Origin of the sequence: Actinoplanes sp. OR16, assembly GCF_004001265.1 — a bacterium.
Taxonomy (GTDB): Bacteria; Actinomycetota; Actinomycetes; order Mycobacteriales; family Micromonosporaceae; genus Actinoplanes.
Genome location: NZ_AP019371.1, coordinates 7501694 through 7516627, shown reverse-complemented (window position 1 = coordinate 7516627; position 14934 = coordinate 7501694). Strand labels below are relative to the sequence as shown.

The window sequence follows — 14934 nt, the reverse complement described above, 5'->3', positions numbered from 1 at the left end:
CACACCGAAGAACCCTGAAACCTGCTCGTATCACCAGCGCAGAGCCGGTGTGTGATGACCCCTTCCGCCCCTCCGTAAGTAGGTAAGCGAATGCAAAATCTCAGCAGACGACGCGTTCTGACCCTCGGTGCCGCGCTGGGGCTGGCGGGCGCGGCTGCCCCCTCGGCGGCGTGGGGATGGTCGTCGGCCGGCTCGATCGCCGGGACCGACACGATCACCGACCCGTGGAAGGTGTGGGACGACGCCACCGACCCGCTCCTGGTGGACCTCCTGGAGAACGGGCAGATCCCGGCCGTCAACGCGGCCTTCGACTCGTGGGTGAACAACGGCGACGCGCTGCCGGCCGGCCTGCCCGCCGACCTGACGACCTGGCTGCAGGCGCACAACAAGCTGCCGTCCTGGGCCGACCAGACCAAGCTGAAGGCCGCCGCGCAGTTCAACAAGCGCATGAGCATGTACCTGTTCCTGCTCTACGGTCTCGGCAGCGGCATCATGAGCACGGTGGTGCCCCGCGAGGCCCGCAACGTGTACTGGTCCGAGGGCGGCGCCGTGATGAAGTCGCGGGCCGCGAAGACCTTCACGTACGGCTACGACCTCAGTGCGCTGGACGCGTTCCAGCCGAGCGGCGGCTTCGTCGTCACCTCGAACAAGACGCGGCTCACCCACGCGGCCGTCCGGCACCTGCTGCCGCAGTCGGCGAAGTGGCGGGCGGTCACCGACGACACCGACTTCATCCCGATCAGCAACGGCGACATCCTGGTCACGTTCCACACGCTGGGCACCTATGTCTACGGCAAGCTCAAGCAGTGGGGCATCCGGATGTCGGCCGCGGAGGAGGCGGCGTACCTGCACCAGTGGCAGGTCGCGCTGCATCTGCTCGGCGTGCGGGACGATTTCATCCCGGCGAGCTGGGCGGCCGCGAAGTCGCAGTCGGCGTACGTCCTGACCCCGCTCATGGGTCCGACGCCGGAGGGCATCAACCTGGCGGACATCCTGCTCAACCTGGTTGCGGAGGTTGATCTCGGGGTCACGCGGGGATTCCAGCGGGAGTTCGCCCGGTACGTCCTGAGCGACAAGATCGGTGACTGGCTGAAGCTGCCGCGCGACTACGCCTCGCGCACGCTGATCGAGGTGGGCTGGCCCACCTACGTGGCGTTCCGCGAGGGACTGTCGCCGATCATCCCGACCAGCTTCTCGCTGTTCGACCAGTTCGTCCGCGGGCTGGCGATGCTGTTCCTGAACAACGGGACGTCGCCGACGTACACGCCGATCACGATCCCGACCGGGAACCGCCCCGGCGCCTAGATCGTCAGCGCTCCCGTCACCAGCGCGGTGACGGTGTCACGATTGCCGGGCGTGTCCTGCCACCGCAGGGCGCGCCCGGCTTCCACGACCACCCCGAACCCCGCGTGCACGAGCAGCCGGGCCTGGCGGGCGTCGAGATCCGGGCGGGCCTGCCGCAGCTGCTGCTCCCAGACCGCGATGTGCTCGCGCTGCGCCAGGATCAGCGGCCGCCGCAGGTCGGCCGGCAGCCCGCGGATCTCCGCTTCGGCGACGCTGTTCAGCGCGTTGTGCTCGAAGCTGTAGGCCACGTACGCCGCGGTGAGCGCCACCACCGCCTCCCGCGGATCCGCCGACCGGTGCAGGCTGCGGTCCACGGCCTGGGCCAGCAGACCGGCCGCTTGCAGGCACGCGGCCACCAGGATGTCGACCTTCCCGGGATAGTGGCGGTAGATCGCCGACGGCGCCAGCCCGACGGCCTGGGCGATCTGCCCGTTCGTCACATTGGCGAACCCGTCGCGGGCGAACAACGGCACCGCCGCCGCGAGGATCTCCGCCCTCCTGGTACGAGGGACCGGCTGCACCGGCAACTCCACCAGAACGGCGCTGCCCGCCGCCGCCCCGGGATCGGCGGCCGCCACCTTCATGGCCGACGCCAGCAGGAGATCCTCGATCTTGCGCTGGGCGATCGACGTGTGGTGCATCGTGATCGACCCGATCGCGCCGAGAGCGGCCACCGCGCGAAGGCGATCGCCCTTCTCACCGAGCTCCCGGCGTACCGAAGAGGAAACCTGATCGACGACGTGCTCGAACTTGCCGCGGAGCAGCCGCCGATCCTCGTGGTCGAGGTAGCGCGCCTCCCAGCGGTAGAGGCCACCGGCCGAGCGGTGCGCGACCGTCACGTGGATCAGCGCGGCCAGGGTGTCCTCGAGTCCGGCATGCGGCGGCAGCGCCGCGACCAGGCGGTCCACCATGACGTCGGCGCACTCGGCGAACAGGGCGTACTTGTTGGGGAAGTGCCGGTAGAGGGCGGCGGCGCTGATCCCGACCCGCGCGGCGATCTCCTCCATGGACGCGGCGTGGTAGCCGCGCTCACTGAACACCTGCCCGGCTGCCTCGACGATGAGCTGCTTGCGATTGTGCGGTCGGGTGGCCGCCGCCGGCCCGGCGGTCACCGGGTCACTCGGGCAGACGGGCGCGGGCACAAGACCATACGTGTCAGTCAATCACAGGGCCGGTATCCTTCCTCCCGCCCCTCGAAGTCGTGTCCGCCACGATCTTCTTGCGCGGGTCCCGCCCGGGTCTCGGTGAACTCCACCGAAGGGCACCGGGTGTCTTCGTACCTCTCTGTTCTGCGCGTTCCCGGCGTGATCGTGCCGCTACTGGCCGTCGCCGCCGCCTCGCTCCCGATCGGCGCTCTCAGCCTCGCGATGCTGCTGCTGGTCGATTCCTCAGCGGCCGGGCCGGTGGTGAGCGCGCTCGCCTGCGGCACCGGGATCGGCATGGTCTTCCAGGGCCGGCTGATGGACCGCTGCGGTCAGCCGGTGGTGCTGCGGACGGCGGCGCTGGTGCAGCTGCTCGCGCTCGCCGCGTTCGTGGTCGCGGTGCAGGCGTCCGGTCCGCCGCCGGCGCTGGTGCTGCTCGCGTTCCTCGCCGGCGCCGGTGAGCCGCAGGCCGGTGGGGCGCTGCGGGCGCTCTGGCCGGACCTGGTTCCGGCGGGACTGCGGCGTACCGGGCTGGCCTGGTCCTCGCTGATCCTGGAGGCGTCGCTGCTGGCCGGGCCGCTCTTGCTGGTCGTCGTCTCGCCCGCGGCCGTGGTGATCGCGTGCGGGCTGCTCTTCGCCGGCGGGGCGTTCACCCTGGCCCGCAGTGGTGCGGCGCGGGCGTGGCAGTCAGGTCCCCGGAAGGGGACGGGCCGGCTGGGTGTTCTGGCCGCGCCGGGCGTCCGGGCGATCGGCGCCGTCGTCGCCGTCGCCGGTGCGGTGGCGGGATGCGTGCAGTTCTCCGCCGCGGTGAAGGATCCGTCGACAGCGCCGTGGATCTATGCGGCGCTGTCGACGGGGAGCCTCGTCGGTGTCCTCGTCTACGGGGTCCGGCCGTGGCCGGGAAGTGCCTGGTGGCGGCTCGCTCTCCTGCTCGGTGGTCTCAGCGTCGCCGCCGGGGTGTTCCCACTCCTCTGCGGGCTGCTGCTCGGGCCGCTGATGATGGAGTGCTACGCGATGGCCTCGGAGCACTTCCCGCCCGGGACGCGGGCCGGGGGGTTCACGGCCCTGACCGCTGTATCGCTGGTGGCGAACGGGTTGGCGGCCGGCGTGACGGGCTTCCTCATCGGATACGCCGGCCCCGCCGCGGGACTGCTGGGTGCCGCGGCGCTGGCCGGCGTCGCCGGACTTCTGTCGATCAGGGTTGCAGCGGCAGGATCGCGCAGGTGGAGGCTGCCGAGGTGCCGGAGAGGCGGTTGGTGAGCCAGTCGACGGCCGGGCCCTGGTCGGTCAGGAGCGGGCCGAAGTGGTTGAGCAGCGGGCTCACCGTCCAGGGCAGCACGACCGGCTCGTAGACGACCTTGCCGCCGAGTCTGCACCAGTCGGCGGCCATGGTGCGCGCCTGGCCGTGCGGCACCAGGTTGTCGTGGACGCCGGTGGCGACGCGGACCACGCCGGTCGGTTTGCGGGCGCCGATGCGCTGCTTGCCGATGTATTCGCGCAGCACCGGCTCGGCCTTGATGATGTCGGCGACGGATTTGCCGCTCGTCGTCCAGGCGGTGCTGCGCTTGCCGGCATAGGCGAAGATCGCGTCGCCGACGCACATGGTGGAGAGGCTCTTCAACACGGCCCGCCCGGCGTCGCTCAGATATTCGTCGAGCAGCGTCCGCAGCCCGGGCTCCGATTGCGCGAACCCGTTCACCGACCAGCCGAGCGCACCGAGCAGCTCACTGCCGTCGATGGCTGAGGTCACTGCCGAGAGATCAGCAGGCGGGGCACCGGCATAAGAGGCCTTCAGTCGTACGTCGGGAGCGTACGTGGCGTGGAGTTCCGCGGCGGAGGCGACTGCGCCGCCACCTTGGCTGTAGCCGTACAGGCCCACGTCCGACGCATCGGTCAGCGACGTGCCCGGCAGGGCCTTCGCCGCCCGGGCCGCGTCGAGCACCGCGTGCCCGGAGTCGACCCGGTTCACGTACGTGTGCAGCCGGTCCGTGGTGCCGAGGCCCGGATAGTCGGTCTGCACGACGGCGATGCCCTTGCCGAGCAGCCGGTAGATCGCCAGGACCTCGTACCCGATCGAGACGGTGAACTGGTCCTCCTCGGTGCCGAGGATCAGCCCGCGCTGCAGGGCGAGCGACGTGGAGCACTGGTCGCCCTGACCCATCGTGCCGGGCGCGAGCACGACGAGCGGGCGCGGGCCGGAGCCCTTCCAGCGGGCGGACGGCTCGATGTAGGCGCCGGTGACGGCGACCGGCCCGCCGGTGGAGTCGGTGGACTTGTACATGATCCGGGTGGCGGTGCCGGGCAGCGTGCCGGTGATGCCGGGCAGGGACAGTGCCAGGGGCAGCGGCTCGGTGCGGACCAGCGCGCCGTCGGCGGCGGGCAGGGTCGCGGGCGGCGTGTAGAACGACGGGATCGTGACGGCGGCTTCGGCTGGCGTCGGGGCGACGATCAGGGCGGCGATCGTCGCGGCGAGGACGGGAACGGAAATTCGGGTGCGCAGGGACATCTGCGGCCTCCGGGGTTCGGTGTTACCGGAAGGTAACTTTGAGAACCGAGACATTCCAGATGGCTGATTTCTCACTCCGCAGGTGTGTCCGACTCCTCGTCCGGGGATGGCCAGAACACCGGGTGGCGCCGCGGTTGCATGATCGTGCGCTATGGGATCAGGGTCGAAGTACCGGAAGTGGCTGCGGGCCGTCGTGCTGGTGGTCACGCTGGTCGGCGCCGTCGTGCTGGTGCGCCGTCAGTTCCCCGACCCGGCGTCCCTGCTCGGTCTGCTGGACGACGTCGACCCCGCCTGGGCGTCACTGGCGGTGGTCGCCGGGCTCACCTCACAGCTCAGTTTCGCGCTGCAGCAACACGGTTTGCTCAGGGCTTTCGGCGTACCGATGAATCGCTCTGACGCAGTGGCTCTGACCAGCGCGGGAAATGCGGTGAGCGCGGTGGCGCCGGCCGGAGCGGTGGTGTCGGCGGCCTATACGTTCCGGCAGTACGTGGCACGCGGTGCGACATCGGCAGCAGCCGCCGCGGTGACCGTGCTCTCCGGCGTGGTGTCGGCGCTGGCCCTGGTGGTCCTGGCCGCCGGCGGATTCCTCGCCGCCGCGCCCGCCCTGCTCTGGCTGCCCCTCGCCGCCCTCGCGGTGATCGTCCTGCTGATCCGGGTACGCCCGCAGATCACCGTCGACCGCGCCCGGATCAGGTCCTCGCTCGCCGGCCGGCCGCGCCTGTTCCGGATCGCGGCCTCCCTGAACCGGATCGTCCGCCAGGGCCGCGAGGTCCGCGCCCGCGACTGGGCCGTGGTCCTCGCCTTCGCCGCCGGCAAATGGGTCTTCGACCTGGCCTGCCTCATGTCGATCGCCGCCGCTTTCGGCGCCGACCTGCGCTGGGAACACCTGGCCGGCGTCTATCTGACCGTGCAGGTGATCCGCCAGATCCCGCTGACGCCAGGAGGCCTCGGCGTGATCGAGGCCAGTCTGCTCGCGGGGCTGGTCGCGGCCGGCGCCCCCGCCGCCGAGGCAGTCGGCATCGTCCTCGGCTACCGGGTGATCTCGTTCTGGCTGATGCTGCCGGTGGGGCTGGGCGGATACCTCTTCCTCCGCGCCAGGCCCGCCTCAGCAGTCGAAGACCGACCAGCAGATCTCGTTGCGTAAGCGCTGGTCGTCCAGGACGAGGGCGCGGATCGCCGCCGGCAACCGATCCCGTTGCCACCGGCACTCGCTCCGGGCGGCGGCGTCGCCCCGGGCGTCGCGGACGGCCTTGATGGCGTACGCCGCGGCGCCCAGCTCGTGGGCCGCCACGTGAGCGACGACCGCGGCCTGGCCCGCGGCGTAGGCGGCGTTGCGGGCTGCGCCGCGCAGGTCCCGGGCCGCGCCCATGGCGTGGCCGCCGGCTGCCCGGGACTCCATCATCTTCACCTCGCCGCGGGTCCACGCCCGGGCGTGCGCGATCGCCTCCCGCGGGCGGGGATCGTCGGGCCTCTGCTGCTCGAACAGGCCGAGGACGTGGTCGGCGCAGTCGGCGGCCCAGAGTGCCAGCAGGTGGTGATCGTCGTCGGTGAGGGTGCCGCCGCGTCTGATGGTGATGAATCGGGGGTCGCGGACCTTTGGCAGGATCATGCCGCCATCCTTCACCCCGGCGGGCCGGCGAGCATCCCGACTTTCAGCAGGCCGTCGCGGACCGGCAGGGCGTGACGCATTCTGGTCAGGCGGGCTGCCATCCCGGCCATTCTCGCGAGGCGTTGAGTCGCTGGGCGGCGCTTCCGGTCGTACAGGGAAAGGCCTTGATCGTGCCGCAGGCAGGCAGCCAGGGTGACCGCGTCGATGAGCGCCTCGCACGCGCCTCGGCCGAGGTCAGGGGCCATCGCATGGGCGGCGTCGCCGATCAGGACGATTCCTTCATGGACGTACGACGGCAGCGGCGGAGTGACGTAGATGTCGTGGCGCAGGATCCCGGACTCCTCGATGGCGTCGAGGACCGGACGCACCGGCGCGGCCCAGCTGCCGAAGATCCTGCGCAGTGCTTGCAGTTCGTGACCGGGATGGAACAGTCCCTCGGGCATCGCGGCCGAGGCGAACCAGTTGGTGTGGCCGCCCTCGTGCGGGGTCACGCCGAATTTGACGCCCGGGCCCCAGATCTCGGCGAACGTCTCTGTCGGCATGCCTGTGATGACGCCGCGCCAGGCGGTCGTGCCGGAGTAGCGGGCGCGGTAGGCGGGGCCGAGTAGTCGCTCGCGCGTGCGGCTGAAGACGCCGTCGGCGACGATCGTCCCCTGGGCTGTGCTGCCGAAACGCACCTCGGCGCCGGCCCTGACCGCCGTGCGGTAGAGGATCTTCAGGAGCGCCGGCCGGGACAGCATGAAGATGTGATCACCGGTGCGTGCGTGCAGCCGATCGACGTCGATGGTGGCGATCGTGGAGCCGTCCGGGCGTAGGAAGGCGCCTCTCCGCGGCCGTATCCCGGCGGCTCTCACCTCGTCGCCGGCGCCGATCTGATCGAGGGCGCGCAGTGCGGCCGGCCAGATGCCGAGAGCGGTGCCCGTATCGGGGAGCGCCTCATCGCGTTCGTGGACCGTCACTCGCCGGCCGATCTGTGCCAGGGCTGCCGCTGCTGCCAGGCCGCCGATGCCTCCACCGATGATGTCCATGCAACCGACGCTACAACATGTGTTGTGTTTAGACAACAGGTGTTGTGAGCGATAGGGTGGCGCCGTGCCAACCCGTCGTGAACAGCTGCTCGACGCCGCCATCGGGGTCCTCGGAAGTCAGGGGTCACGTGGTCTGACCCATCGCGCTGTCGATGCCGCCGCCGGGCTGCCGGCTGGATCGGCCGCGAACCACTTCAAGACCCGTGAGGCGTTGATCAGCGCTGTCGTGGAGCGCTTCGCCGAGCGGGATCGGGTCGCCTGGGACGCGATCGCTGCGTCCGTGCGGCCGTCTACCGCCGAGGAGCTCGCCGGTGCGCTGACTGCTTATGTTCAGCGGGCTCTTGGTGCTGAGCGGGCTATCACGGTTGCGCGCTATGGGCTGTTCATCGAGGCTACGCTGCGTCCTGATCTGCAGGAGGCGCTTGCGGGGCCGGCTCGTTCGCTGCGGCAGTGGGCGGTGCAGTGGCTGGAAGCGATCGGATCGACCGATCCCTTGCCGGATTGTGAGGCGATCTTCGACTACGTCGACGGCCTGATCCTGCACCAGTTGGCGTTCGGTGGTGACGCTGATGTCTCGGCGGCCGTGCACCGGGCCGTGCGCCGGCTCATTATTGCTGAACGGTTACCGTCAGGATAATATTGCTCTCGAATACGTGAACGGTTAGCGTTCGGTATCCCTGCGGGGAGGTAGTCATGGCAGGCGTCATCGTCGTCGGCGTCGACGGCACCGACACTTCGATGCGGGCCGGCGCCTATGCCGTCGGAGTGGCCCGTCGCCAGGGCGCCCGCCTGGTCGGCGTCTATGTGCGGCCGTTCGCCAGCAGCATGGCCTCCCTCGCCGACGCCTATGGTTCGGCGGTCGCTTGCGAGGTGGAAGCGCAGAACCAGGTGGAAGCGCAGTTCCGTGACACGCTGGTGCGGGAGCAGCCTCGGTTGGGTGTCGACTTCGAGATGGTGGTCCGGCACGGTGATCCGTTCACCGAGTTGTGCCAGGTCGCCAGGGAGCTGCAGGCTGACGCGGTGATCGTCGGGCGTTCGGAGAGCACCTTGCACCGTTTCGCGGGTTCGGTGGCGCAGCGCCTCACGCGGTGTGGTCGCTGGCCGGTGACGGTGGTGCCCTGAGGCCCTGGCTGTTCCGGGCAGGGGTCCCAAGCCGTTCACCGTCAGCGTTCCGGCGCAGGGGATTCCAGCGGTGGCCCGCCGTTGCGCGCTCCTGTTCTACCCGAGGTCGCCGATATGCAGGCGGCATGCATCCGTCGGTCCGGGCTCCCTGTCACTGGTGCATCCCGCGAAGGCGGCAGTTGCTGTTACAGATGATCAGCGCCCACCGGTGCGCGCCGCGGTAGGAGTGGAGCCGGGCGTCGACAGCGTAGTAGTAGCCGTTGTTCAGATCCGGAGACTCACGCTGCTCGGCAGTGGCGTGGAGTGGCTGAGGATTTCGCCGGAATCCATGGCCGTGCGGCGTCGCCGTGCACGCTTCGCCGCGGGGCACCCGCGCGCTGTCATGCATCACGAGCCGCGACGACCATGCGTCATCGCTGGAGCTCCCTCGCTCCGAGAAGAGTGCGCGGGGACCGGTAGCGGAACGAAGCAGGCGTGCAGCGCAGACTGACTCGCAACCGTCGGGTTCAAACGGCGAGGCGCGATCAATGTGCCGTGCTCGAGCCGGCCACCGTCGCGGCCGACGCCCGCTGTGACGATCCAGCGTGCTGTCGTGCCGATGAGAGTGTATCCATTGCAGCCGAACTGCACGGCCGCCGAAACCCGCCGCATGAAGTTTTCGCCACTCTCTCCGCTAGAGCTGGTGCCAATCCGGCCGAATTCTGAGCAATCTTTCAACGTCGGGAAGGTCCCGCGATGGAATTTCCGGCGTAGTGAGCAACTTATCCTTGAAGTCGTCATACGACCCACACAGTTCAGGCGATAGGCGAACGTAATATCCTTCGGGTTTAGGCTCAATCCAGAGCAGATCCGCGTCGAGCAGGTTGTGCAGGTCGGCGCGGAGGAGAATTCCGTTGCTCGTCATGTTATTGCTGCCGCTATGAGGTTCTATATGCGCTGCTTGAAGAACTCTTTCGACTGTGCAGTCGCTGACCCAACACTTGCGGGCGTAGGCCGCGAGAAGTCTATTACGGAACTCTCGTTGCCCAAGTCTGATCGTGAGCATCCCCTGGCGCCGAAATCTACCATCGAGGGGAAGCTGATCGAACTGAAGCAGGGCATCCTCGATTTCAGTGGCGCGCTCCTCCAGCACCCATGCTTGGATGGTGTTTGCAACCTCGCCATTCCCGATTTCTCCGGATCGACGCTTTCCGTGGGCTCGCCAATAGTTGCCGTTGCTGTCTGTCCAAAAATAACCATGCGTACACAGGAATCCAGCCGCACTATTGACCTTGTACCTCTTGAGCAGCGCCGAGAACGTGGATGGGGATGTGCCTAGTTTGCCGTCCTGGTGATCCGCCAAAGCGAACCATAGCGAACGGATTCGGTGTTTTTCGTCGTCCGCAGTCAATGACACCTGCCCCCTCATAGTCGGATCCCTGCCGCAACAGTCGGAGGTCCGAGCAGAAAGTTGAGAAGTTGACGAGACGCCGTCACCGTCGGTGGTCGGCACCGCTGGGCCTCAGCCATCCCATAGAGTCGCCGGGTGAGTCGATCTTGGCTGATCCTGTGGGCCGCCGCAATGGTGGCGGCAGCGGCCGGCTGTGCCGCAGGCGAGCAGGCGGACCGGGCACCCGTGTCGGCGTCGTCATCTGAGGCGTCCGCCTACTACACCGGCCTGAGCGGCGAGTGCCCCACGTTGACGTCTCCGGAGTCCGCGAGGTTCACCGGCTCCCGCACAGCCGAGGGGATCCGCTCGCCGAAACAGTCCGATTCTGAGCGGATCGACTGCGGCTGGCGCCCGTCGTCGGGTGCTCCGCCGTGGGTCGTCGTGGCTTTGACGATCCATCACGGGCCCGACACCGCGCGGCAGGCCGCTGAGCAGCATTTCAACCAGGACCGCGCGTACGACACGAGCCGAGCGGATTTCTCATCGGCGATCCGGGCGACCGAACGGACGACTCCGTCCGGTCCGGCTTACGCCGTCGCCAACGCGAGTAGGTCCGGCGCGGACGAACTGTCGCAGACGACTCTCGTCGGGAACGTGGTGGTCGTCGTCATTCTCTTCGTGAAGCCGGACCCGGGGGTGGACGGGAGCGCCCGCGCCGCCGACCTGCTGACGGATCTGGCCGCCACGAGCGATGCGATCACCGCCGAGATCGCCGGGCAACTGGTGAGCCAGTCCTAGCAGACCAGATCTCCTCGTACACGGCAGACAGCAGCACCGCTGCTGAAAACGCGCCGTAGTTCGACCGGCATCTGAGCAGCAGCGCATCAGAGACCTCTTCGGTTCCTGGCTTTGCCGTCCTGGGCCGTCGGCCGGTGCGCGATCATGGCATCGGGCGCTGCCGGGGTGGGGAGGTGCGAGTTCAGTGGTGACGGTGTTGCTCGACGAGCCGCGGGTGTTTCTCTCGTACGGGACGGCGTCGCTGGCGTGCGGGGCCGACGGCGATGAGTTCGATCTCGACGCGCCGTGGGCGGACGAGAGCAACGGGTTGTGTGGTGCCGGTGTGCCGGGCTACCTCCAGCTGCAGGTCGGCACGCACACCGGATGGGTGCCTTTCCGGCTCGAGTTGCACGACACCGAGCCGCCGCTCGACCCGGCGTGGGAAGAGGTCGTGGAAGTCTCCTTCACCGCGCTGTCGCAGGAGGGCTCGCTGACCGGGCTCATGGCCGATGCCCACGATTTCACCATGCCGTGCGGCGACTACCGGGTCCGCTACTGCGTTCGCGGCTTCGAGGAAGCCGAACAGGTCGAGGAGACGCCGGACTCCTATCTGTTGCAGTTCTGGCCGGGCGCGCCGGCACCGGGCCGGATCGTCAAGCAGACCGGCGAGAGCGCGGCCTACTGGCACCGGGCGCGGCGCACGCTCACTGAGCAGGAACAGCACGAGGACGAGAAAGCCGCGGCCGGCGAGCTCGAACAGCAGGTGCGCGAGCGGTGGGGTGACCGGGTGCCGAACGCGCGGCTGCGACGAACGGTGGAGTTCGGCGTCGGTCTTGCTCTCGACGCTCTGTCCCGCCTCGACATGGACTTCGAGTTCGCCCTGGCCGACGCGGACGACCCGACTCACCGCCAGGTGGCGGCATGGGCGGCCCTCCGGTGCCTGGAGGAGTCCGGACTGATCGGGCTGCCGCAGCTGGCCCCGGCCGTCGCCGCGCTGCGCCGAGGTGACCCGGCTCCTCCGCCCTTCGACGACTCCGGTCATTGCTGGGGCGTGCTGCACCGGGCGCGGCCACCCCGCACCAGTGTCCCGGTGCCACCCGACGGCGAGTACGAGCAGTCGCCTCAGGACTGGGCGATCACCACCTTGTTCCACTCCGCCGAGGAAGACTCCCTGGTGGCCGTGCTGGAAGTGGTGGTCTGCCTGGCCTTCGTGCACGGCCGCGACGGCTACCGGCAGGCTTTCGCCGACCTCCGGAGGCGGTTCCCGCAGCTGCGATGAACGCAGCCGGAACGGCACGCCCTACCGGTGGCGGTTGCGGGGATGGTTCTTGGCCGTCCGCTCGTTGCCGTGCCGGTAGTTGCCGGTGACGCGTGCCATCAGCTCCTGCGGATCGCTGTCGTCCACATCGGTCAGGAAGCGGGTTGCGGCCGCGCCGCGAAGTACGGTGGCGAGGCGGCCGTGGTGGAGTATTTCCACGTCCCCGTTCTTGCGGAGACGAAAGGTGAATCCTTCAGGAGTTCCGGACATCAGCGCATCCTCCTCATGGGCGGAGCCGCCTGCCACCGAATTTCTCTCAGCGCCGCTCGCTCAGCCGGGCCTGCAGCACCTCATGCCGGAACTGGTAGGCCGCGCCGGACAGTCGCAGCACGCCGCGCTGCTGGGCGTCCTCGAGGAAGCGCATGCCGAGCAGCGGCATCCGGCCCGCGACCCACAGGATCAGGTTCGCGATGACGAACCGGCCGGACGCCGAAAGCGTCGCCGCCAGCGCCGCGATGGCGAGCGTCGTCAGGAACAGGCCCTGATCCCAGAAGATCTTGCCGGTGGTGGCCAGTTGCAGCCCGAACAGCACGATGTTGAGCGCGCCGAGCACCACCAGGAATCGCGCTCCGGCGGCCGCTCGATCAGCACGCCAGGCAGCGATGGGGCTCGCGACCAGGGTGACGTCGAGCGGCGACCCGGCGACCCGGTGCAGGACTATGACGAAGGCCAGCACCGCGCCGATGAGGCCGGCGAGCAGGGTGAAGGACGGGATGAACCAGAACAGCAGACCCACCGCCTGCTCATCGGGGGAGTTGCTCATGAGGTACGCCGCCGCGTCCCGGGCGAGGCCGCCCCCGAAAGGCGGCTGCCTGCCGTCCTTCTGCAGCTCGGCCATCCGGGCCACGAGTTTCCGCCGTTCCGAACTGGATGTCGCCGTGCCCCAGGTGAAGGCGACGAGCATGGTGCCGCCGAAGAAGAACCCGGTCAGCGCCCCGGCCCGCAGCCCGGTGGAGAGGCCACGGGCCAATCCGGTGACGAGCCCGACGGCGAGTGCCAGCAGGCCGGCGGCGGGCAGGCTGAAATACGCGGCCGACACGAGGGAGACCGCTAGCCAGTGTGCGGTCTGGAACCAGTTTCGCAGTGTGGTCGGCTCGCTGAGGAACACCGGCATGGAGTCCACCACCCCGACCAGAGTTCCCAGGATGAAGCCGCTGATCGCTCCCACCAGCAGTCCGCGCAGTGTCGCGGCGGACATCGCTGTGATCTTGGTTCGGAACTCCCGCCCGATGCTCGCCGGGCCGGGCGTCGCCGAGTAGTAGGTGGTCAGGCCGACCAGCACTCCGACGCCAAGCCCGATCCGGGCGGCGCCACCGACACCGAAGACCGTGACCAGGGCGACCGCTCCGCAGAGCGTGCCGACCACGCCGTATCCGAACGCGATCAGCGCCGGCGGCACCGCCAGGGGAAGTTGCCACCAGGTCAGAACCGTGGTGCCCCGCCGGCTGAGGTGCTGGGCGAGCGCCCGTAGCCAGCGGTGCGCCCGATGAGCGTTGCTCCGGCCGTACGCGGAAGGAATCAGCTCGTCGATGAGCCAGCGCCGGATGGATGCGGCGTCCGGGAAACGCTCTTCGTCCAGGATCTGACCGATCCGGGTCGGCCCGGCAGCGTCCAGCGCCCGCGCCAGGTTGATCATCAGTGGGGTGTCGAGTGCCGCCGCCACCCGTCCGCCGGGCCGGTTCTTGATCTCCTCGATCACTGCCGACCAGGAGTTCCCCTCGGTCTCGTCGACCCGCAGCAGGTAGGCGACGGCGTCCTCGGGACCGACCCTCTCCAGCTCCACCACCGCGGCGTCAGCGATCACGGCCTGGGCGTCGGCGACCGCGTCCTGATACTCCTGCCCCCGCGAGGTGAGCATCATCGGCTGCCCGCCGAGGAACCTGCTGAGATCCCGGATGGCCGCGGCCCGCAGCGGCAGCGGCATCTCGTCGAGCCCATCCAGGATCGGGACGATCAAACCCCGATCAAGAAGACCTGATGGTACGTCCGGAGCACCGTGGTAATAGGCATCACCGACCTGACCGGCGATCCAGTCGCGAACGGACTCGTCCGGATCGCCCGGACTCCACGAAGCCATCGACACGATGACCGGCACCGGGTCGCCGGGCGCCCGTTCCCGGATGAGCCGCAGCAGTGCGAGGACGGCGAGCGCGGTCTTCCCGGTCCCGGCCTCGCCGAGGATGATCAGCCGTCGTTTCGGCAGCGTTTTGAGGGTGTCGACGATGGTGTTCAGGTCACCGAGCAGCCGCAGCTGGGTAGGCCGCCCACCCACCGTGCCATCCGTGATGGAGGCGGCCGGCGCGGAGACCGGCCGCGGCGTGCTGCGCCATTGCAGAGTGATGGGAACCGGGTCGAGCAGCCCTCGCCTGCGCGCCTCCCGCTCCCACCCTCGGCGCACACTCTCCGCGAACTCGTCGGCTGCCTTCGCCGCCTCCTCCTCGGAGAGAACCGCCTGCTTGACGGTTCCGGTCGCCGCCCTCGCCCACCCGCGAACAGGGTCCCGCAGGGCGACAGCCAGCGAGATCAGCGCGACCAGCAGCCCACCGACACTGGACACCTTGTCGGCCCGGTCCAGGTCCCCCTTGAGGAACTCCCGGACGAGGGCGAGCAGCGCACACACAGCCACGACGACGGCGGCATACCCGAGCCACCGCCGCCACCCACTCATGCCGCGATGATAAGGGTCGATGTGGACATCGGGTGCCGGCGTCGGCTTCAA

At 69.2% G+C, this 14934-nt stretch carries 14 protein-coding genes; 7 read left to right on the top strand and 7 right to left on the bottom strand.

Features of this window, described 5'->3' with window-relative positions; translation table 11 throughout:
• Positions 1 to 90 precede the first annotated feature (90 nt).
• Positions 91 to 1305: an oxygenase MpaB family protein gene (locus EP757_RS34655; RefSeq protein WP_127552599.1), complete on the top strand. Its 1215-nt coding sequence runs from the start codon at positions 91 to 93 to the stop codon at positions 1303 to 1305.
• Here the strand turns inward: EP757_RS34655 and EP757_RS34650 are convergent.
• On the bottom strand, positions 1302 to 2507 hold the full coding sequence (locus tag EP757_RS34650; protein WP_127552598.1) for a TetR/AcrR family transcriptional regulator: 1206 nt from the start codon (positions 2505 to 2507) through the stop codon (positions 1302 to 1304). The genes EP757_RS34655 and EP757_RS34650 overlap by 4 nt on opposite strands.
• A 105-nt stretch (positions 2508 to 2612) precedes the next feature.
• Between EP757_RS34650 and EP757_RS34645 the strand changes: the two genes are divergently transcribed.
• On the top strand, positions 2613 to 3746 hold the full coding sequence (locus EP757_RS34645) for a hypothetical protein (RefSeq protein WP_127552597.1): 1134 nt from the start codon (positions 2613 to 2615) through the stop codon (positions 3744 to 3746).
• On the opposite strand, the gene EP757_RS34640 is transcribed toward EP757_RS34645, so the two are convergent.
• On the bottom strand, positions 3682 to 4992 hold the full coding sequence (locus tag EP757_RS34640) for a lipase family protein (protein ID WP_127552596.1): 1311 nt from the start codon (positions 4990 to 4992) through the stop codon (positions 3682 to 3684). The two genes, EP757_RS34645 and EP757_RS34640, sit on opposite strands and share 65 nt — an antisense overlap.
• A 151-nt stretch (positions 4993 to 5143) precedes the next feature.
• On the opposite strand from EP757_RS34640, the gene EP757_RS34635 reads away from it, so the two are divergent.
• The gene (locus tag EP757_RS34635; RefSeq protein ID WP_127552595.1) at positions 5144 to 6136 is read left to right on the top strand and encodes a lysylphosphatidylglycerol synthase transmembrane domain-containing protein; all 993 of its coding nucleotides are present in this window, start codon (positions 5144 to 5146) and stop codon (positions 6134 to 6136) included.
• On the opposite strand, the gene EP757_RS34630 is transcribed toward EP757_RS34635, so the two are convergent.
• Both EP757_RS34630 and EP757_RS34625 read right to left on the bottom strand, forming a co-directional pair.
• Complete coding sequence (locus EP757_RS34630; protein WP_127552594.1) at positions 6098 to 6601, bottom strand: putative immunity protein; 504 nt, start codon at positions 6599 to 6601, stop codon at positions 6098 to 6100. The genes EP757_RS34635 and EP757_RS34630 overlap by 39 nt on opposite strands.
• 11 nt (positions 6602 to 6612) lie before the next feature.
• Complete coding sequence (locus EP757_RS34625; protein WP_127552593.1) at positions 6613 to 7629, bottom strand: FAD-dependent monooxygenase; 1017 nt, start codon at positions 7627 to 7629, stop codon at positions 6613 to 6615.
• A 64-nt stretch (positions 7630 to 7693) separates the two neighbouring features.
• Here EP757_RS34625 and EP757_RS34620 point away from each other — a divergent pair, with 64 nt between their 5' ends.
• Complete coding sequence (locus EP757_RS34620) at positions 7694 to 8266, top strand: TetR/AcrR family transcriptional regulator (protein WP_127552592.1); 573 nt, start codon at positions 7694 to 7696, stop codon at positions 8264 to 8266.
• 56 nt (positions 8267 to 8322) lie between these two features.
• The gene (locus EP757_RS34615) at positions 8323 to 8751 is read left to right on the top strand and encodes a universal stress protein (protein ID WP_127552591.1); all 429 of its coding nucleotides are present in this window, start codon (positions 8323 to 8325) and stop codon (positions 8749 to 8751) included.
• Positions 8752 to 9424: 673 nt separating this feature from the next.
• Here EP757_RS34615 and EP757_RS34605 read toward each other — a convergent pair.
• Positions 9425 to 10159 (bottom strand): HNH endonuclease, encoded by a 735-nt coding sequence (locus tag EP757_RS34605; protein ID WP_127552589.1) that lies wholly within the window; start codon positions 10157 to 10159, stop codon positions 9425 to 9427.
• Positions 10160 to 10276: 117 nt separating this feature from the next.
• Here EP757_RS34605 and EP757_RS34600 point away from each other — a divergent pair, with 117 nt between their 5' ends.
• Both EP757_RS34600 and EP757_RS34595 read left to right on the top strand, forming a co-directional pair.
• Entirely contained in the window at positions 10277 to 10918 is a 642-nt protein-coding gene (locus EP757_RS34600; protein ID WP_127552588.1) for a hypothetical protein, read from the top strand.
• 184 nt (positions 10919 to 11102) lie between these two features.
• Positions 11103 to 12176, top strand: a complete 1074-nt coding sequence (locus tag EP757_RS34595; RefSeq protein ID WP_160165976.1) for a hypothetical protein — start codon at positions 11103 to 11105, stop codon at positions 12174 to 12176.
• A 21-nt stretch (positions 12177 to 12197) separates the two neighbouring features.
• Here EP757_RS34595 and EP757_RS34590 read toward each other — a convergent pair whose 3' ends face one another.
• Both EP757_RS34590 and EP757_RS34585 read right to left on the bottom strand, forming a co-directional pair.
• Positions 12198 to 12374: a hypothetical protein gene (locus EP757_RS34590; protein ID WP_232050156.1), complete on the bottom strand. Its 177-nt coding sequence runs from the start codon at positions 12372 to 12374 to the stop codon at positions 12198 to 12200.
• 97 nt (positions 12375 to 12471) lie between these two features.
• The gene (locus tag EP757_RS34585) at positions 12472 to 14883 is read right to left on the bottom strand and encodes an NACHT domain-containing NTPase (RefSeq protein ID WP_127552585.1); all 2412 of its coding nucleotides are present in this window, start codon (positions 14881 to 14883) and stop codon (positions 12472 to 12474) included.
• Between the last annotated feature and the right edge of the window lie 51 nt (positions 14884 to 14934).

What these genes read in the sequence shown, in the direction of transcription:
- EP757_RS34655 (WP_127552599.1), top strand. Translation starts at nt 91, where the DNA reads ATGCAAAATCTCAGCAGACGACGCGTTCTGACCCTCGGTGCCGCGCTG.
- EP757_RS34640 (WP_127552596.1), bottom strand. Translation starts at nt 4,992, where the DNA reads ATGTCCCTGCGCACCCGAATTTCCGTTCCCGTCCTCGCCGCGACGATC.
- EP757_RS34635 (WP_127552595.1), top strand. Translation starts at nt 5,144, where the DNA reads ATGGGATCAGGGTCGAAGTACCGGAAGTGGCTGCGGGCCGTCGTGCTG.
- EP757_RS34630 (WP_127552594.1), bottom strand. Translation starts at nt 6,601, where the DNA reads ATGATCCTGCCAAAGGTCCGCGACCCCCGATTCATCACCATCAGACGC.
- EP757_RS34625 (WP_127552593.1), bottom strand. Translation starts at nt 7,629, where the DNA reads ATGGACATCATCGGTGGAGGCATCGGCGGCCTGGCAGCAGCGGCAGCC.
- EP757_RS34615 (WP_127552591.1), top strand. Translation starts at nt 8,323, where the DNA reads ATGGCAGGCGTCATCGTCGTCGGCGTCGACGGCACCGACACTTCGATG.
- EP757_RS34605 (WP_127552589.1), bottom strand. Translation starts at nt 10,159, where the DNA reads ATGAGGGGGCAGGTGTCATTGACTGCGGACGACGAAAAACACCGAATC.
- EP757_RS34585 (WP_127552585.1), bottom strand. Translation starts at nt 14,883, where the DNA reads ATGAGTGGGTGGCGGCGGTGGCTCGGGTATGCCGCCGTCGTCGTGGCT.